This is a genomic window from Curtobacterium sp. Csp1 (assembly GCF_013347185.1).
On record NZ_CP054594.1, the window covers coordinates 3,522,103 to 3,539,858 of the forward strand.

Consider the following 17,756-nt stretch of genomic DNA (forward strand, 5'->3'; position numbering starts at 1 on the left):
GGCGGGCTTCCTGGGAGGGGCGGACCGGGCGGTGGACTGGGGACGGCCGGGAGGCGCGGGTCAGGTCAGGTAGGACAGGTGCGGGAACGTGGACCGCGCGTCCTCGAGCAGGGCGCGCGCGACGCGCACCGAGTCGACGAGCGGGTGGTGCGCGAGGGCGCGGAGGGCGGCGGCGCGGGAGCCGTGCAGTGCCGCCTCGATGGTCTGGCGTTCGACGTACTTCACGGCGGTCACGGTGCCGAGCCCGAAGTCGGGCACGCAGGCGCCGGGGACCGGGTGGGCGCCGGTCGCGTCGACCGTGCAGGGCACCTCGACGACGGCGTCGTCGTCGAGTCCGGCGAGGGCGCCGCGGTTCCGGACGTTCAGGATGAGCCGGGCGCGCTGGTCGTACGCGATGCCGCGCATGAGCGCGAGTGCGACGTCCTCGTAGCCGCCCGAGGTCATGTCCTCGAGGTCACGGTCGCCCATCCCGGCGGAGTCGCGGTTCGTCGCCATGTAGGTGGCCTCGCGCTCGTTCCGGCTGTCCTGCCAGGCGTGGAACGGGTGGTCGCACGACGCCGCGGCGGCCCAGAACCGGTCCTGCTGCTCGACGAGGTACCGCGCCCGGGTGTGCGGGGCGTACTGGTCGGCCTGCAGGACGTCGCGGCGGTAGGCGTAGTAGTGCAGGTACTCGTTCGGCAGCGCGCCGAGGGCCTGGATCCACTCGGCACCGAAGAGCTTGCCCTCCTCGAAGGACTCGATCCGCCCGGCGTCGGCGAGGACCTCGGGCAGCCGGTCGACGCCGTCGACGCGGATCGCGGTGAGCCAGCCGAGGTGGTTCAGGCCCGCGTACTCGAGTTCGACGTCGGGCCCGTGCTGCACGCCGATCGTGCCGAGTGCTCGACGGGCGAGTCCGATGGGGGAGTCGCAGATGCCGATCACCCGGTGCCCGAGGACCGTGGACATCGCCTCGGTCACGACGCCGGCGGGGTTCGTGAAGTTGATCACCCAGGCATCAGGCGCCAGGCGCTGGATGGTCCGGGCGAGCGCCATCACGGTGGGCAGTGTGCGGAGGGCGTACGAGATGCCCCCGAAGCCCACCGTCTCCTGGCCGATCACGCCGTGCGACTGGCCGATGCGCTCGTCCGCCGCACGGCCCTCCATGCCGGCGACGCGGATCGCCGAGAAGACGAAGTCGGCGCCGGGCAGCGCTTCCTCGACGTCGGTGTGCACGGAGACGGTCGGCGCGTCCGCGACGCCGTCGGCCTGGTCGGCGAGGATCCGGGCCATCGTGGTGAGGCGGGCCGCGTCGACGTCGACGAGGGCGACCTCGGTGACCCGCCCGGGGGCGCGGTCGCGGAGCAGGGCGGAGTACACGAGCGGTGTGCGGAACCCGCCACCGCCGATCATGACGAGCTTCACGTGACGATGACCTCCACGCCGTGCGCGGCGAACGCGGCGGCGACCGGGACCGGCGGTTCGTCGTCGGTGACGACCCGCACGATCGAGCTGGGCAGGTCGATGCGTGCCGCCCCGGTGCCGGGGAACTTGCTGCTGTCGGCGAGGACGGTGACCTCGTCGCACGCGTCGGCGATCGCCTGCTTGACGGGGACCTGCGCGATCGTGGTGTCGCGCAGGTCGCCGCTCGCCGAGATCCCGCTGACGCCGAGGAAGGCGTGGTCGGCGCGGATCAGGCGGAGCGAGTCGGTGGTCAGGTGCCCCGAGACGCAGTGGTACACGGGGTCGTAGTCGCCCGGCAGGAGCACGAGGTGCGTCGCGGGGGCGTCCTTGAGGGCCTCGAACACCGCCATGTTCGCGGTGATGACGGTGATCGGCCGCCCGCGCAGCAGGAGCGCGAGCTGGAGCACGGTCGTGCCGATGTCGAGCACGACGGTGTGCCCGTCCTCGACCAGCTCGGCCGCGGCCCGGGCGATCCTGGCCTTCGCGTCACGGTTCACGGTCTCGACCTCCGGGAAGGGGGCGTCGCCCTCGTGCGGGTCCGCCAGGACGGCGCCGCCCCGGGTCCGACGGAGCAGTCCGGCCTCGTCGAGCCGCTGCAGGTCGCGGCGGATCGTGGCGATGCTCGACCCCGTCGCCTCGGCGAGGTCGGTCACCGACGCCGCCCGTGCCGCCCGCAGGTGGTCGAGGATCGCGATGTCCCGGATGTCCTTCATGCCGAGCAGCATACCGATCAACTTCGCTCAGAACGCAAGCATGAACGAACAAAAAGTTGCTTGCTCTTGATCGATCGGTGTTGTAGCTTCCACAACACCACCAGAGCCGACGGAGATCCGATGGATGATCGAACGCACCGCAGCACCGACGCCGGCGTGCTCGTCGCGGGCCAGCTGTTCTTCGACGCCGTCTTCGCCGACCTGCCCCAGGCCCCCGTGCCCGGGCAGGAGGTCTGGACACCGCACTTCGGCTGGACCCCCGGCGGCATCGCCAACTTCGCGATCGCCGCAGCCCGGCTCGGCGCGTCCACGGACGTCTGCGCCGCGGTCGGCGACGACGACCTGTCGGGGCTCTGCCGCGCGGCCCTCGTCCGCGAGGGGATCGGCACGGCGCTCCTCCGGGAGGTCCCCGGGTGGGCGCTCCCTGTCAGCGCGTGCATCGACCACGACGGCGACCGCGCGATCGTCACCGGCGGGACCCCCGCACCGCTCGCGCTGCCCGACCTGCTCCCGCCGACGGGCGGTCGCGTCGCGGCCCTGCACGTCGACGCGTCCACCGCCGAGTGGGTCCGCGGGAGTGCCGACCGCGGCCTGCGGGTCTTCGCGGACGTCGGATGGGACCCGACCGGCGACTGGGACCCCGCGCTCCTCGACGCGATCGACGGTGCGTACGCCTTCACCCCGAACGCGCACGAGGCCCTCGCCTACACGCGCACCGACGACCCGGTCCGTGCCGCGCGCCTGCTCGCCGAGCGGGTGCCCCTCGCCGTCGTGACGCTCGGCGCCGACGGCGTGGTCGCGGTCGACTCGTCCACAGGGGAGCAGGTCGTCGTGCCGCCGGTCCGGGTCCGCGCCGTGGACAGCACCGGCGCCGGTGACGTGTTCTGCGCGGCCCTCGCCGTCGGGACGCTCGCCGAGCTGCCGCTCCGCGAGCGCATCGACCTCGCCGCGCTCGTCGCGGCGATCACCGTCTCGCGACCGGGCGGCGCCGCAGGCGCGCCCCGACGCGCCGAACTCGCCCCGTGGCTGGCCGCCAACCCGGCCGCCGCGGACCCGGACCGGTACGGCTTCGTCACCACGAGCCTCCCGTCGGTCCTCGCCGGACCGGCGATCCGGACCCCCTGACCCACCCGCACCACCGCACCCGCTCCCTTCCCCCGACCCCAGGAGACCCCATGCGCACCACCACGAAGCGTCGCCGCACCGCCGCGGTCCTCGCCACCGCGGTCGCGGCCGCCCTCGTCCTCACCGGCTGCACGGCCGGATCATCGGCCTCGACCGGCAAGCTCACCGCCTGGCTCTGGCCCGGCGCCGTCGGCGACTCGGTCGTGTCGAACGCCAAGAAGGAGTTCGCGTCCGACAAGCTCCAGGTCAACGTGATCGGCGGCGACTTCAAGCAGAAGCTCGTCACGACCTTCACCGGCAAGACGAACATCCCGTCGGTCACCGGCGTCAAGGGCGAGGACATGCCCTACTTCCTGCAGCAGTCGAGCCTGTTCACCGACCTGAAGGACCTCGTCCCCGCGTCGTACCTGGCGCAGTTCCCGAAGTGGAAGCTGGCCGAGGCCACGACCGCCGACGGGAAGCTCATCGGCATCCCGACCGACATCGGCCCGTCCGCGCTGTTCTACCGCGAGGACGTGCTGGCGAAGGCCGGACTCCCGAGCGACCCGGCCGCCGTCGCCGACGCGACGAGCACCTGGGACAAGTACTTCGCGTTCGGCAAGGAGCTCAAGGCCAAGACGGGCGCCTCGCTCGAGGTGTCCATGGGCGACGTGTTCTCGTGGTCGATGGCGCAGGCCGACAGCGGCTTCGTGAGCAAGTCGGGGAAGTTCACCGGCGACGACGCGACCGTGAAGGAAGCGTGGGACCGCGCGGTCACCGCGAAGCAGGACGGTGTCGTCGCGGGCATCGAGGACGGCAGCCCGGACTGGGCGTCGGCGGTGAACCAGGGCAAGCTCCCGACCGTGATCGGTGCAGCCTGGCACGCCGGTGACATCAAGAGCGCCGCACCGGACACCTCGGGCAAGTGGCGGGTCACGGCCACCCCCGGCGGCCCGGGCAACGCCGGCGGCTCGTTCCTCACCATCCCGGCCTCGACCGCCGACAAGAAGACCGCGCTCAAGGTCATCGAGGCCATGGTCGCCCCGTCCGCCCAGGCGACGACCTACAGCCAGGTCGGGAACTTCCCGTCCTCGTCGAAGGCGCTCACCGAGTCGGCGCTCACGAGTGGGGACACGTTCTTCGGCGGGCAGGACACGGTCTCGGTGTTCCAGGAGTCGATCGCGTCGATGCCGACGAAGTACACCAGCCCCTACGACGCGCAGGTCGGCGCGCCGTACCTGACCGAGCTGACGAACGTCCAGGGCGGCAAGGACCCCGACCAGGCGTGGAACGACGCCGTCAAGGCCGCGAAGGCCGCGCTGGAGTCAGCGAAGTGACGACGACCGTCGCGCCGTCGCTCGCGGGGCCGGGTCAGCAGACCCGGCCCCGCCGGCGGGGCCTCCGCCGCACCTGGCCGATGTACCTGGCGGTCGCGCCGTTCTTCGTCCTGTTCATCGCGTTCGGCCTGTACCCGACGCTCTACTCGCTCGTGCTGTCGTTCCAGGACTGGAACGGGCTGGGGGACCCGACGTGGGTCGGGCTCGAGAACTTCCAGAAGCTGTTCGCCGACCCGACCTTCTACCTGTCGATCCGGAACACCTTCGTCATCTTCGCCCTGTCGACCTTCCCGATGCTCGTCATCGCGATCGCCGTCGCCGCCATGCTCAACAACGCCGTCCGCTTCAGCACGGCGTTCCGGATCGCCTACTTCGTGCCGAACATCACCTCGGTCGTCGCGATGGCGGTGCTGTTCGGGTCGATCTTCGGCCAGAACTTCGGGCTCGCGAACACGCTGCTGCAGGGGATCGGGCTGCCCGCCGTGCCGTGGCTGTCGACCCCGCTCGGGATCCAGGTCACGGTGTCGCTGCTCATCACGTACCAGTGGACCGGGTACAACGCGATCATCTTCCTCGCGGGCATGCAGTCGATCGGCGCCGAGGTCTACGAGGCCGCGAAGATCGACGGTGCCGGTGCCTTCCGGAGCTTCTTCTCGATCACGCTGCCGCTCCTGCGCCCGACCGTCATCTTCTTGCTCGTCGTGAGCACCATCACGGGCCTGCAGAGCTTCACCGAGGCGCAGGTCCTCACCACGACGGCCGGCTCGACGAACAGCGGTGGTGCGGGGCAGGGCGGCCTGACGATGGTCCTGTACTTCTACCAGCAGGCCTTCGGCTTCAACCGCTTCGGCTACGGCGCCGCCATCGCGTGGGGCGTGTTCCTCATCGTCGTCGTGTTCACGATCATCAGCTGGCGCTTCACCGCCGGCCGCAAGGAAGAGGCGCGCTCGTGACCGTCCTGACCCGCCCGGACACCGCCGCCCCGGCGACCCGGACCACCGTCACCCGCCGCCGCCGTCGCGGCCCGGGAGCGTCCCGCGTCGTGCTCTACACGCTGCTCACCATCGGCGCCGTGGTCTCGGTCTTCCCGCTGTACTGGCTGTTCGTGATGGCGAGCAACACCACGAGCGACATCTACAAGTCGCCGCCCGTGTTCGTCCCCGGACCCTGGCTGTTCCAGAACATCGGCGAGGTGTTCCAGAAGATCGACTTCGGTGGGGCGCTCCTCAACACGGTGATCGTCTCGGTCAGCGTCACGGTGCTCGTGCTGTTCTTCGACTCGCTCGCCGCGTTCACCTTCGCGAAGTTCGACTTCCCGTTCCGGAAGACCCTGTTCACGATCGTCCTGGTGACGTTCATGCTGCCGATGCAGCTGTCGATCATCCCGCAGTTCATCACCATGACGAACCTCGGCTGGGTGGGGCACCTGCAGGCGCTCATCGTCCCGGCCGCGGCGAACGCCTTCGGCATCTTCTGGCTCCGGCAGTACATCCTGTCGAGCATCCCCGACGAGCTCCTCGACGCCGCGGTCATCGACGGCGCCGGGTTCTTCCGGCAGTGGTGGACCGTCTGCATCCCGCTCATCCGGCCGGGTCTGGGCTTCCTCGGGATCTTCACGTTCATCGGCTCGTGGAACGACTACCTCTGGCCGCTCATCGTGCTGAACGACCCGAACCACCTGACCCTCCAGGTCGCCATGGCACAGCTGAACACGACGTTCGCGAACAACTACAGCATGGTGATGGCCGGCGCACTGCTCTCCGTGCTGCCCCTGCTCGTGGTGTTCCTGATCGGTGCGCGGCAGTTCATCGGCGACATCGCGAAGGGCGCGATCAAGTGACCGCCTGCGCGGCCGGGCCCTGACCACCTGACCGCCCAGGCCGTTCCTGGCCGGGACCGCGCCCGGGCGCGGTCGGTAGCGTGGTGGACGGACCTGCCGGTGCACGGGGCGCTCGGCAGCGGCAAGGGGGATCCAGATGTCCGTCACGACCACACTCACCGGCACGGCCGCCGCGCTCGTCGTCGCCGTCGCACTCACCGGATGCGCCGGTCCGGCACCCGCGGGGCAGCGCACCGCGGCCGTCCGGCCGACCGCCAGCGCGACGCCCACCACGGCGCCGAGCCCGAGCACTCCGACCGCCGTCGCGTCGCGCGACCTCCGGTTCGAGGACGGCGACGCGCTGTCCGCGAGCACACTGCCCGCGTTCGCGCTCGAGGTCTCCGCGCTCGACGGCTGGACGCAGACCGGCGAGGACCCGAGCGCCGGGTCCCGCGAGTACACGAACGCGGCCGGCTCGGTCGCGACCATCACCCAGCAGCGGGTCACCGACCTCGACCCGACGGCGGGGGACCGCGCCGCCACCGAGCGGATGTTCACGGCCTCGGGTGCGCCGGTCGAGCGGCTCGAGGAGCAGCTCCTGCCCACCGCGACCGGCGGCACGGCGCAGTTCCTGTCCGTCGCGTCGCAGGACTCGGACGGGTCGTGGTCGGCGACGGTGGCGCGGGCGTTCGCGAAGCCGGGCATCGTGCTCGTCGTCCGGGTGCGCACCACCTCGCAGGAGGCGCTCCGCCCCGACCTGCACGACGTGCTCGCCGCCGCCAAGGTCGTCGTCGCCTAGCCGGACCGTCGCCGGTCGCGCCGGTCGTGTGGCCGGCTCCACACCGGACGGGAGGATCGTGGCGGACCCGCCACGATCCTCCCGTCCGGTTCCGGGTCGCGTCCGACGTCAGCCGTCGTCGCGCTCGCGCGCGGACCGCGCCGGGTCGGACGGGGCGTCCCGACGCCGCGAACGGAGGAGGTCGGCGGACCGCACGAGCCGCAGCGCCGTGACGAGCACGAGGCCGCCGAGGACGTTGAACAGGAGCGTCCAGCCGAACCACGCGGCCCACTGGCCGTAGGACAGCTCCGCTCCCGCCTGGATCGCGCCGAACACCAGGAGCGAGTCGAGGATCGAGTGGAAGAGCTGCAGGCCGGACAGCAGGAAGCCGCCGACGACGGCGGCGACGATCTTCGCCGGGTCCGAGTCGGTGCCCTGCTGCATCCTCGTGACGAGCGTGATCGTGCTCCCGCCGAGCACGGCGAGGACGGCGGTCTGCAGGCCGAAGGGCGCCTCGACGTAGTGCCGACCGGCCTCGACGAGCTCGCCGTGCCACTGCGGGAACGCCTGTACGACGAGCCACATCACGACCCACCCGCCGGCGAGGTTGGCGAGCAGGGTGCCGACCCACAGCCGGAGGAGCTGCGCGACCGTGCCCTCCCGGGCGATGAGGGCCGTGATGGGGACGAGGAAGTTCTCGGTGAAGAGCTCGCTGTGCGCGAGGTAGAGCGCGATGAGCCCGATGCTGAACGCCAGACCCGCGAGGAGGTGGCTGTCGGTCTCGTGCAGGACGGCGAGGTACCCCATCACCCCGAGCCCGATCTCCAGTCCACCAGCGAAGCCGGTCGTCAGCACGACCCGGGTCGTGCGCTGCAGGCGCTCGGCGCCCTCCTCGACGATCGCGTCGAAGGACTCGTGGATCTCGTCCTCCACCGGGGCGTCGCTGCTGCCGACCTCGCGGCGTCTGTCGTCGGTCACCGGTCCGACGCTCGCCCCGTCGACCCTGCTCCCGGTGGCGGTGCGCGCAGCGGCGGGGGACGCGGACCTGTCGGACGCGCGGCACGACCGACCGGTCTGAGCCGAGCGCTCGGCTCAGCAGGGACGAGGCGGACGCGCCACGATCCTCCCGTCCGGTGTGAGCTGGGTGTCCACCGGACGTGACCGGTCGGCACCGATCCGCGTCCTGACGGGGTTGCGCGATCCCGCAATGCGGATTCCCCGCGCTTGTGGGGTACGCGGACCCGAGAGTACGTTCAGCGTGACGAGATCACTCAGGGGCGAGTGGTCACCCGTTCCCTCCTGGTCGGTCGTCGTCACCTGTTCCCTCGGTCACGACCGCTGCCGACCCAGCCTCGTCGAGCTCTGTGTCCTCCCGATCGCCGTGCGTCCCGTGCTGCCCGCACGCGGCGCTGCGCCGTGCTGCCCACCCAGCGGCCGACCCGTACCCGACCCGAACACCCGCACGAAGGACCCGAACCTCATGCAACCGCTCGTCCTCCTCGCGTCGCAGACATCGACCCAGGTCGTGCTCGACGACCTCGCCGCCTTCGGGCACGAAGCCCTGAAGTACTTCCCGATCGGCATCGCCGGCATCATCGTCTGGTCGCTCTGGCTGTACCGCGTGGTGCTCTCCGCCCGCGCGAAGCCGGTCGAGAACGGGTTCCGCACGTCCACCTCGGTCGTCGTGCCGTCCTTCCACGAGGACCCCGACATCCTGCTGCGGTGCCTGGAGAGCTGGCGGGAGCAGCACCCGGACGAGATCATCATCGTGCTCGACGTCGCGGACACCGACGCCTACCGGCGGATCGTCGCGATCGGTGACCCGACCGTGAAGCCCGTCCTGTTCCACCACGTCGGCAAGCGCAGCGCGCTCGGTGAGGGGATCCGGCGGGCGAGGTACGACGTGCTCGTGCTCGTCGACTCCGACACCTCGTGGGAGCCGGGGCTGCTCGAGTCCGTGCAGATGCCGTTCGTCGACGAGCGGGTCGGCGGGGTCGGGACGCAGCAGAACGTCTACCAGCGCAACTCGAGCATCTGGCGGATCATCGCCGACTGGCTCGTCAACCTGCGCTACTTCAACTACGTCCCGGCGATGGGTGCCGCGGGTGCCGTCCCGATCCTGTCCGGCCGGACCGCGGCGTACCGCCGGTCGGCCGTGATGCCGGTGCTCGACAACCTCGAGAACGAGTTCTTCCTCGGCCGCCGCTGCATCGCGGGCGACGACGGACGGCTGACCTGGCTGGTCATCGCGTCCGGCTTCAAGACCGTGCACCAGTCGTCGGCCAAGGCGCTGTCCATGTTCCCGGCGAGCGGCAAGGCGTTCTTCAAGCAGCGCATCCGCTGGAGCCGCAACTCCTACCGCACCTACCTCACCGCCATCGCGAAGGGCTGGGTCTGGCGGGTGCCCTTCGTCACGAAGATCACCGTGCTGCAGATCATCCTGACCCCCGTCACCATGGGCATCACGATGTGGTACCTGCTCTTCAGCCGCCTCGAGCTGAGCGCGGTGGGTGTCCTCTTCACCCTCGGCTGGCTGCTCTTCGGCCGTGCCGTCCGCGGGGCCTCGAACCTCAAGCGGCACCCCCTCGACCTCCTCGTGCTCCCGTTGCTCGCCCTCGTGGTGATCGCGGTGGCCCTCCCGATCAAGGTGTACGCGTTCGTGACGATGAACAAGCAGGGCTGGCTCACCCGCCACGCCGACCAGATCGGTGGCGACGGGCAGCAAGCCCGCACGCTCCAGCCGGAGCCGGTCGCCGAGACCCGGCGTCCGTCGCCCGGTGTCGTCGTCCAGCCCGGTGCGGTCGCGGCCTCCGCTTCCTCCGACGACCAGGCGGTGGCAGCATGAGCGGCGTGCGCTCCACGATCCTGCGCGGCACGACCGCGCTGGCGATCGGCGCGGGACTCGTCCTGGCCGGCGTGGCCGCCGCGCCCGCGGCCACGGCGGCGACCGGCGGGTCCGGCTCGGCGACCGGCGGGTCCGGCTCGGCGGCGACGGCCGCCGGGTCCGCGGCGGTCGGGCGTCCGTACAAGGGCGATCCGGACAAGGAGGCGCGGCTCGTCTCCGCCGAGGACGACCGGATCTACAACGTGCGGGCACTCGCGTCGGCGGCCCGCTGGAGTGGGCTCGCGGTCTCGCAGCCGTACCGCCTCGCGACCGGGTCGTCGTACACGCTCGTGCTCGTGGCGCGTGGCGCCCCGTACACGATCGACGACCTCACGCAGCTCGCGCCCTCCACCTTCGTGAAGCAGCCGGACGGCTCGTGGCTCCTCAGCGAGAACATCGTCGTCGAGAACGGCGCGACCCTCCGGCTCGCGAGCCCGGACGGCCTCCGCATCCACATGAAGAGCAACCACGACGGCTTCGTCTCGATCGTGACGCAGGCCGGTGGCCTGCAGGTCGTCGGGTCGGCGAAGTCCCCCGTCGCGATCGACGCGTGGGACCCGCAGGCCGGTGTCGTCGACACGCAGACGTCCGACGGACGGGCGTACGTCCGGGTCCAGGGCGGCACCGCGACGCTGAAGTACGCGTCGTTCTCGCACCTCGGGTTCTGGAGTGGTACGACCGGCGGCGTCTCGCTGACCGGCACCGACCTCACCACGCTCGACCAGGCGTCCGGCGACCAGCAGGGCAAGACGAAGCGGACGACGCAGGACGTCTTCGGCAACGCGATCCTGCCGACCGGGGCGCTGCCGAGCACCGGCGGGAGCTCGGCCAGTGCCGGTGCCTACAGCTACGTCTCGGCGCTCGTGCAGCACGTCACGTTCGACGGCAACGCCTACGGGCTGTTCCTGACGAGCGCGGACGGCGTCACGATGTCGAACGCCACCGTCGAGCACTCCCTGATCGACGGCCTGGTGCTGCACCGGTACGTGACGAACTCGACCTTCACGTCGGTGCAGTCCACCGACAACGCCATGGACGGCGTGAAGATGACCCGCGCGTCCACGGGCATCGTGTTCAGCCAGGTCAAGGCCACGGACAACGGGCGGAACGGCATCACCCTGAACGGCAGCGGTCTCGCCGACGGCCCGAACTCGGCCGGCATGCCGACCACCACGTACGGCAACAACGCCCTCACGGACAGCACGAGCGCCGACAACGGCCGCTACGGCGTCGAGGTGATCGGCGGCAAGAACGTCCGGATCAGCGGATCGACCGCCACCGGCAACCAGATGGGCATCGTCGTCCGGCACGACGCCGACGACGTGGTCATCCGGAACAACGTGGTGAAGGACTCGGCGCAGAACGGCATCGCCGTGGTCGACGGTCCGAGCGCGACCGAGGTCTCCGAGAACTCGATCAGCGGCGCCGACATCGGGGTGTACCTGCGCGGTGCCACCACGTCGTCCGTGACGAACAACACCGTCACCGACGCGCGGATGCACGGCGTCACGACGGTCGGCGCCGCCGACGGCACGCAGATCGAGAACAACACCGTCCGCGGATCCGGGCCGAGCGCCATCGACCTGGCCCGCTCCGACGGTGCCGCCCAGCAGGGCAACACCACGGCGGAGTGGCACTCGACCAAGCCCTTCCTGGTGACCCTGCGCGCGATCTTCCAGCCGCTCACCGTGCTCTGGACGGTGCTCCTGCTCGTCGTGCTCATCGCGGCGATCGGCGGGATCCGTCGCCGCCGCCGGGCCGGTCGCCGCGAGCACCCGTACGCCGAGCTCGCGCCGCTGTCGAGCTTCACCCGGGGCGCGGTCGACCCGGTCTCGCTCGGTCTGCCCCCGGCGCCCACGGCCCGCGGCTCGCACGCCGCGGACCCGGGCGGCGCGACGCCGCAGACGGCGAGCTGACCGATGACGACGCCCCTGCGGAGGTTCCGGTCCCACCTGGTCGTGGGTGCCGTCGGTCTGGTCGTCGGCGCGGTCGTGGTCGGCGGGGTCTGGGTCGCGGCGAGCACGACCGACGCACCCCGTGCCGCCACCACGACCCGCCCGTCGGAGCGAGGTACCGCTCCGACGCCGTCACCCACCCGGTCGGCACCGTCGACGGCCCCGAGCACGGCGCCGGACGCCGAGCAGGCGGACCTGTCCTGCTCGGCCGACGCGACCACGACGGTCTCGACCACGAAGGCGCTCGAGACGGCGCTGTCGAAGGCGACCGCCGGCCAGGTCATCGCGATGGCACCCGGCACGTACACGGGCAACTTCACCGGCAGCGCCGCGGGGACCGCCGCGCAGCCGATCACCCTGTGCGGCCCGACCGACGCGGTGCTCGACGGCGGCAGCACCGACAAGGGCTACGTCCTGCACCTCGACGGGGCGTCGTACTGGCGACTCGCCGGCTTCACGGTGCAGAACGGGCAGAAGGGCGTCATGTTCGACGACGTCCAGCACACCACCATCGACGGGATCACCGTGACCGACATCGGCGACGAGGGCATCCACCTGCGCGCCGGCAGCAGCGACAACACGGTGAGCGGCAGCTCGGTCACGAAGACCGGGCTCCGGAAGCCGCAGTTCGGCGAGGGCGTCTACGTCGGGTCCTCGAAGAGCAACTGGTGCAAGGTCTCGGACTGCCAGGAGGACCGGAGCGACCGCAACGTCGTCACCGGGAACACGATCTCCGACACCGCCGCCGAGAACGTCGACATCAAGGAGGGCACCACCGGCGGGACGCTGTCGGACAACTCCTTCGACGGCACCGGGATGCAGGGCGAGAACCACGCCGACTCGTGGGTCGACGTCAAGGGGAACGGCTGGACGGTGACGGGCAACCGCGGCGTCGACTCACCCCTCGACGGCTTCCAGACGCACGAGCTGCTCGCCGGCTGGGGCACCGACAACACCTTCACCGACAACACCGTCGATCTCGGCAACAGCTCCGGAGTGGCGTTCGCCTTCCGGCCCGTCGAGGGCAACACCGTCTCGTGCGACAACACCGTCGTGGGGTCGAACGAGCTGAGCACCACGCGCTGCACGGGCTGACCCGCCCACCCACCGCTCCGCGCCCCGGCACGCACCGTGCCCCGTCGCGTCCTCCGTCGCGCCTCCGGGCGGTCCCCAGCGGCCGTCCGTCCCACCGAACAGTTCCTGTTCCTGTTCCTGTTCCCGCTCCCGAAAGCGAGTCCACCATGTCCGTCCCCGTGACCCCGTTCCCGACCCGGGACCTCCCGCCCGTCGCCCAGCAGCCGCGCCTCACCGTCATCGGCACCGGCTACCTCGGTGCCACCCACGCCGTCTCGATGGCCGTCCTCGGCTACGAGGTGCTCGGCGTCGACGTCGACCCGGCGAAGGTCGACGCGCTCGTCGCCGGCCGGGTCCCGTTCCACGAGCCGGGTCTGCCCGAGAAGCTCGCCGAGGCGCTCGCGTCCGGGCGGCTCCGGTTCTCCTCCTCGATGCAGGAGGCCGCCGAGTTCGGCGACGTGCACTTCGTCTGCGTCGGCACCCCGCAGCAGCGCGGCTCGAACGCCGCGGACCTGACGTACGTCGACGGCGCGTTCCGCGAGCTCGCGAGCCACATCACCCGCCGCGCGCTCGTCGTCGGCAAGTCGACCGTGCCCGTCGGCACCGCCGCCCGGCTCGCCGCCCTCGTCCGCGAGGTCGCCCCCGCCGGCGCGGACGTCGAGGTCGCGTGGAACCCCGAGTTCCTCCGCGAGGGCTACGCCGTCCAGGACACGCTGCACCCGGACCGCCTGGTGTTCGGCGTGGAGTCGCCGTGGGCCGAGGCGCAGCTCCGCGCCGCCTTCCGCCCGGTGCTCGACGAGGGCACGCCGCTCGTCGTCGCGGACCTGCCGACGTCCGAGCTCGTCAAGGTCGCCGCGAACTCGTTCCTCGCCACGAAGATCTCGTTCATCAACGCGATGGCGGAGATCTGCGAGGCGACCGGCGCCGACGTCAGCCTGCTCGCGAGCGCGCTGTCGCACGACACGCGGATCGGCGGCCGGTTCCTCAAGCCGGGGCTCGGGTTCGGCGGCGGCTGCCTGCCGAAGGACATCCGGGCGTTCTCGGCCCGCGCCGACGAGCTCGGTGTCGGCCAGGCCGTGCGCTTCCTCGACGAGGTCGACGCGATCAACCTCCGCCGCCGGCAGCGCACCGTCGACCTCGTGGCGGAGCTCGTCGACGGCGACCTGGCCGGCAGGAAGATCGCGGCGCTCGGTGCGGCGTTCAAGCCGAACTCGGACGACATCCGGGACGCCCCGGCGCTCGACGTCGCCCGGATGCTCCGCGACGCGGGGGCGATCGTCACGGTGTACGACCCCGAGGCGATGGCGAACGCCGCCCGGGTCCGCCCCGAGCTCCGGTACGCGCCGTCGCTGACCGCCGCCGTTGTCGACGCGGACGTCGTCGTGCTGCTCACCGAGTGGCAGCAGTTCCGCGACGCCGACCCCGAGGACCTCGGCGCTCTCGTGCACACCCGGCGGATCGTCGACGGCCGACACGCGCTCGACGCCGACCGGTACCGCGCCGCGGGCTGGGAGTACCGGGCGCTCGGCCGACCGGTCGCGCCGCGCACGGTCGAGATCTCCGTCGACGAGCAGGACGAGCTCCAGCGCTCCGCCTGACGGACGCCCGCCGGGGACGGCGCCGACCGGTCCGACACCGGATCCGTGCGGCGCCCGCCCGGCGGCGAGAGGACTCCCCGGTGGGGGTACCACCGGGGAGCGGGCACCCGTCCACGCGACGGGGGCGTCCACGGGGACGACGGCATCGGGTTCGCCGTTCGTCCCTGTGCGGCCCGCCCGACCGCCCGCGCTGGTGCGAGTGCCCACCCGCCTACCCGCGCGGGACCGTCGAACCACGTGGCCGACGTCGAACCAGCCCCCGCGCCCGGTCCGACGTCGCATCCGTGATGCGACGCTCGCGACGCCCCCCCGCGACGCACGCGCGCGACACCCCCGCGCGTCGCGACCGGGCCAGCGCCCCGGACCCGTCAGCATGGACCATGCCCACACCGCAGCAGATCCGCCGGGGGACCCTCCTCGGCGCGGCGGCCATCGTCGTCATCGGGGTCCTCGTAGCGACCGCCCCGTCCTGGTCGACCCCCTTCGTCGCGGTCCCACCGCGCTCCGCGTCCGCCCGCACCGTCGCGGAGACGTTCTGGCGCGCGGCCGAGCACCGGGACTGCGCCACCATGCGAGCACTGTCCGACCCGGACGACACGACGTGGTGCGTCTCCTGGTGGGACACGTTCACGGGCCAGGACCCGCACCTGCTCGGGCACGGCCGGTTCAGCGACCCCACCACCCAGCCCGACGACGGGACGGGGGAGACGTCCGTCCGGTTCACCGTCGACGTGCGGAACGTGTCCGGGATGCCCGACGGGAAGAACGAGTGGGGACTGTTCCTCCGCCACACCGCGGACGGGTGGCGGGGCAGCGAGGAAGGCGTCGTCTGAGCGACGGCGACGCCCCCCCGACACGGCGACGCCCCCGACACGGCCGCGCTCCCGTGCCCGTCAGCTCCCGAGCCCGGCGACCAGGTTGACGACGCTCGCGATCACCACGGTGCCGAAGAAGAACGACAGCAGCGCGTGCCGCAGCGTCGTCCCGCGGACCTTGCTCGAGGTGATCGACGTGTCGGACACCTGGTAGGTCATCCCCACCGTGACCGCGAAGTACGCGAAGTCCGAGTACCGCGGCGGCTCGTCCTGGTTGAACGAGATCCCGCCCGGTGTGCCGCTGTAGTACAGCTCGGCGTACCGGAGGGTGAAGAGCGTCTGCACGAGCAGCCACGACAGGAAGACGCTCACGACGCCGAGCGCGGCCGCGAGGTCCTGCGCCGTCCCGTGCAGCCCCCGCGCCGTGCTCAGCACGACGAGCAGTGCGACGACGCTCGCCGCCGAGGCCCCGACGAGCAACAGGTCCGACACCGTCCGCCGCGGGTCCTCGCGGTCGGCCAGCCGTGCGGTGCGCTCGGCGTCGGCCCGCAGCAGCGGGAAGGCGGTCACCACGTACGACGCGCACGCCGCCGCCCACCCGACCGATGCGGCCCACCGCGGCCCGACCGTCAGCCCGGTCACGACCGCCACGACGACCCCGACGACCACCATGAGCACCAGCCGGTTCCGGTAGCGACGGGACCGCCCGACTCGCGGGACGGGGGTCGGCTGCGGTGCCGACGGAGCGGCGGGCGTGGTCATCCGCCCAGGTTCCCGGTCGCCGCCGTCAGTGCGCCGGGACCGGGCCGCCGCGCTGCTGAGGGAGCGCGCAGGTGCGCGGCGGCAGCGTCCGTCACCGCACCACGTTCGGCTCGTCGGGTGCGGCCAGTGCGCGCCGCATCTCCGACGCCGAGGACGACCAGAGCGGCGCGTCCGTCCTGGCCACCACGAGGACCTCGGCGACCATCCCCGTGCGCACGCTGGCGCCGCTCGCTCGGGCTGCGGCTCGGACCGCCGCCCGGAGCGCCCGCAGCGGCGTGCTGTCGTCCGTCCGGATGACGGCCTGCCCGAGCGTCACCGCGCGTTCGAGCAACGCTCGCGCGGTGCTGTCGACGTCCATGCCCACATGCTGCTCCGTCCGGCGACGCGGGGCGCGGTCGGCGGCCTGGCCGCCGGATCCGGGGTGGTCGGGACGGAAGGCGGACGGGAGGCACGTGGCGGGGCCGCCACGTGCCTCCCGTCCGTCACGGGGTGACGTTCTCGAGGTCCGCCAGCAGGCTCGGGTGGGTGGGCTGCCAACCGAGCGCACGCTGGGTCGCCGCCCCGGAGGCGGGCTGGTCCGTCGCGAAGATCGGGGCGAACGGGCCGAAGGTGTCGTCCGGGACGGCGGCGACCGGCAGGCCGAGGCGGCGGCCGATGACCTCGGCGAGGTCGTGGACGCGGTCGCCCTCGTCGGCGACGGCGTGCCAGGTGGAGCCGGCTGGTGCGTCCTCGAGTGCGAGGCGGAACAACACGGCGGCGTCGCGGGCGTGCACCGCCGGCCAGCGCTGGTCGCCGGTGCCGGGGTAGCCGGCGGTGCCCGATGCCCGCGCGGTCTCGGTGAGGATGCCCGCGAAGCCGCCTGCACCGTCGGCGTGCACGGTGCGGGGGAGTCGCACCGCCGAGACCCGGACCCCGCGGTCGGCCAGGTCCAGGGCGGCGAGGACCGTCCGCGCCCGTCCGGCGACCGGGTTGTCGAGGGGGAGCGGGTCGGTCTCGAGTGCGAGCCGGCCCGGGACCCACGGCGTCCCGGAGACGACGACGAGCGGCTTGCCGGTGCCGCCGAGTGCCTCGCCGAGGGTGTGGACCGCGGCGGACTCCTCCGCGATGGCCCGCTCGAGGCCCTCTGCCGTGCCGAAGTCGTTCGCGAAGGCCAGGCTGACGACCCCGTCGGCGGCGATCGCAGCGGTCCGGAGGACGTCGTAGTCGGCGATGCTCCCGCGCACCGTCTCGGCGCCCTGGGCGGCCAGCGCCTCGGCGGAGCGGTCGGAGCGGGCGAGGGCGGTGACGGTGTGGCCCGCCGAGCGGAGTTCGGCGAGCACGGCGGTGCCGATCGTGCCGGTGCCGCCGGTGACGAAGACGTGCATGGTGTGCTCCTGTCTGGTCCGTCGAGTGACGGGACCGTGGTGCCATCACGCTAGGACCATGACGGGACAGTTGTCCCGTCGGTGCGTGAATCGGATGGGACAAGAGTCCCGTC

General features: G+C 72.2%; 16 protein-coding genes. 10 read left to right on the forward strand and 6 right to left on the reverse strand.

Annotation, left to right across the window (positions count from 1 at the left end):
* Positions 1-60: 60 nt before the first annotated feature.
* Positions 61-1,401, reverse strand: coding sequence for a 6-phospho-beta-glucosidase (locus HUN58_RS16905; protein ID WP_208745603.1), 1,341 nt, complete (start codon positions 1,399-1,401; stop codon positions 61-63).
* Entirely contained in the window at positions 1,398-2,153 is a 756-nt protein-coding gene (locus HUN58_RS16910) for a DeoR/GlpR family DNA-binding transcription regulator (RefSeq protein ID WP_058741775.1), read from the reverse strand. The genes HUN58_RS16905 and HUN58_RS16910 overlap by 4 nt, the downstream gene beginning before the upstream one ends.
* A gap of 120 nt (positions 2,154-2,273) precedes the next feature.
* Here HUN58_RS16910 and HUN58_RS16915 point away from each other — a divergent pair, with 120 nt between their 5' ends.
* From HUN58_RS16915 to HUN58_RS16935, 5 genes are all read left to right on the forward strand, one after another.
* Positions 2,274-3,278: a carbohydrate kinase family protein gene (locus tag HUN58_RS16915; protein WP_208745604.1), complete on the forward strand. Its 1,005-nt coding sequence runs from the start codon at positions 2,274-2,276 to the stop codon at positions 3,276-3,278.
* A gap of 50 nt (positions 3,279-3,328) precedes the next feature.
* Positions 3,329-4,594, forward strand: a complete 1,266-nt coding sequence (locus tag HUN58_RS16920) for an ABC transporter substrate-binding protein (RefSeq protein ID WP_114851070.1) — start codon at positions 3,329-3,331, stop codon at positions 4,592-4,594.
* On the forward strand, positions 4,591-5,547 hold the full coding sequence (locus HUN58_RS16925) for a carbohydrate ABC transporter permease (protein WP_254631531.1): 957 nt from the start codon (positions 4,591-4,593) through the stop codon (positions 5,545-5,547). The genes HUN58_RS16920 and HUN58_RS16925 overlap by 4 nt, the downstream gene beginning before the upstream one ends.
* Positions 5,544-6,434 carry a carbohydrate ABC transporter permease gene (locus HUN58_RS16930; RefSeq protein ID WP_229666707.1) on the forward strand — a complete coding sequence of 297 codons (891 nt, stop codon included), beginning with the start codon at positions 5,544-5,546 and terminating at the stop codon, positions 6,432-6,434. The genes HUN58_RS16925 and HUN58_RS16930 overlap by 4 nt, the downstream gene beginning before the upstream one ends.
* 136 nt (positions 6,435-6,570) lie before the next feature.
* The gene (locus tag HUN58_RS16935; RefSeq protein WP_208745605.1) at positions 6,571-7,212 is read left to right on the forward strand and encodes a hypothetical protein; all 642 of its coding nucleotides are present in this window, start codon (positions 6,571-6,573) and stop codon (positions 7,210-7,212) included.
* Positions 7,213-7,320: 108 nt separating this feature from the next.
* On the opposite strand, the gene HUN58_RS16940 is transcribed toward HUN58_RS16935, so the two are convergent.
* Complete coding sequence (locus HUN58_RS16940; protein ID WP_208745606.1) at positions 7,321-8,169, reverse strand: formate/nitrite transporter family protein; 849 nt, start codon at positions 8,167-8,169, stop codon at positions 7,321-7,323.
* A gap of 502 nt (positions 8,170-8,671) precedes the next feature.
* On the opposite strand from HUN58_RS16940, the gene HUN58_RS16945 reads away from it, so the two are divergent.
* The 5 genes from HUN58_RS16945 to HUN58_RS16965 all read left to right on the forward strand — a co-directional run bounded on the left by HUN58_RS16945 (position 8,672) and on the right by HUN58_RS16965 (position 15,535).
* Positions 8,672-10,036, forward strand: a complete 1,365-nt coding sequence (locus tag HUN58_RS16945) for a glycosyltransferase (RefSeq protein ID WP_208745607.1) — start codon at positions 8,672-8,674, stop codon at positions 10,034-10,036.
* 5 nt (positions 10,037-10,041) lie between these two features.
* Entirely contained in the window at positions 10,042-11,991 is a 1,950-nt protein-coding gene (locus HUN58_RS16950) for a right-handed parallel beta-helix repeat-containing protein (protein WP_208745608.1), read from the forward strand.
* Positions 11,992-11,994: 3 nt separating this feature from the next.
* A complete protein-coding gene (locus HUN58_RS16955; protein ID WP_208745609.1) occupies positions 11,995-13,125 on the forward strand; it encodes a nitrous oxide reductase family maturation protein NosD in 1,131 nt (376 codons plus the stop codon).
* A gap of 146 nt (positions 13,126-13,271) precedes the next feature.
* Positions 13,272-14,702, forward strand: a complete 1,431-nt coding sequence (locus HUN58_RS16960; RefSeq protein WP_208745610.1) for a UDP-glucose/GDP-mannose dehydrogenase family protein — start codon at positions 13,272-13,274, stop codon at positions 14,700-14,702.
* A gap of 380 nt (positions 14,703-15,082) precedes the next feature.
* Entirely contained in the window at positions 15,083-15,535 is a 453-nt protein-coding gene (locus tag HUN58_RS16965; RefSeq protein WP_208745611.1) for a hypothetical protein, read from the forward strand.
* 60 nt (positions 15,536-15,595) lie between these two features.
* On the opposite strand, the gene HUN58_RS16970 is transcribed toward HUN58_RS16965, so the two are convergent.
* From HUN58_RS16970 to HUN58_RS16980, 3 genes are all read right to left on the reverse strand, one after another.
* Complete coding sequence (locus tag HUN58_RS16970) at positions 15,596-16,279, reverse strand: DUF1345 domain-containing protein (RefSeq protein ID WP_208745612.1); 684 nt, start codon at positions 16,277-16,279, stop codon at positions 15,596-15,598.
* 91 nt (positions 16,280-16,370) lie between these two features.
* The gene (locus HUN58_RS16975) at positions 16,371-16,637 is read right to left on the reverse strand and encodes a hypothetical protein (RefSeq protein ID WP_208745613.1); all 267 of its coding nucleotides are present in this window, start codon (positions 16,635-16,637) and stop codon (positions 16,371-16,373) included.
* A gap of 124 nt (positions 16,638-16,761) precedes the next feature.
* Complete coding sequence (locus HUN58_RS16980) at positions 16,762-17,643, reverse strand: NAD-dependent epimerase/dehydratase family protein (RefSeq protein ID WP_180225237.1); 882 nt, start codon at positions 17,641-17,643, stop codon at positions 16,762-16,764.
* Positions 17,644-17,756 lie beyond the last annotated feature (113 nt).

Bases quoted from the DNA above. Each gene is read 5' to 3' on its own strand.
- HUN58_RS16955 (WP_208745609.1), top strand. From the start codon at position 11,995: ATGACGACGCCCCTGCGGAGGTTCCGGTCCCACCTGGTCGTGGGTGCC.
- HUN58_RS16960 (WP_208745610.1), top strand. From the start codon at position 13,272: ATGTCCGTCCCCGTGACCCCGTTCCCGACCCGGGACCTCCCGCCCGTC.
- HUN58_RS16975 (WP_208745613.1), bottom strand. From the start codon at position 16,637: ATGGACGTCGACAGCACCGCGCGAGCGTTGCTCGAACGCGCGGTGACG.
- HUN58_RS16920 (WP_114851070.1), top strand. From the start codon at position 3,329: ATGCGCACCACCACGAAGCGTCGCCGCACCGCCGCGGTCCTCGCCACC.
- HUN58_RS16915 (WP_208745604.1), top strand. From the start codon at position 2,274: ATGGATGATCGAACGCACCGCAGCACCGACGCCGGCGTGCTCGTCGCG.
- HUN58_RS16970 (WP_208745612.1), bottom strand. From the start codon at position 16,279: ATGACCACGCCCGCCGCTCCGTCGGCACCGCAGCCGACCCCCGTCCCG.
- HUN58_RS16935 (WP_208745605.1), top strand. From the start codon at position 6,571: ATGTCCGTCACGACCACACTCACCGGCACGGCCGCCGCGCTCGTCGTC.
- HUN58_RS16910 (WP_058741775.1), bottom strand. From the start codon at position 2,153: ATGAAGGACATCCGGGACATCGCGATCCTCGACCACCTGCGGGCGGCA.
- HUN58_RS16980 (WP_180225237.1), bottom strand. From the start codon at position 17,643: ATGCACGTCTTCGTCACCGGCGGCACCGGCACGATCGGCACCGCCGTG.
- HUN58_RS16945 (WP_208745607.1), top strand. From the start codon at position 8,672: ATGCAACCGCTCGTCCTCCTCGCGTCGCAGACATCGACCCAGGTCGTG.
- HUN58_RS16965 (WP_208745611.1), top strand. From the start codon at position 15,083: ATGCCCACACCGCAGCAGATCCGCCGGGGGACCCTCCTCGGCGCGGCG.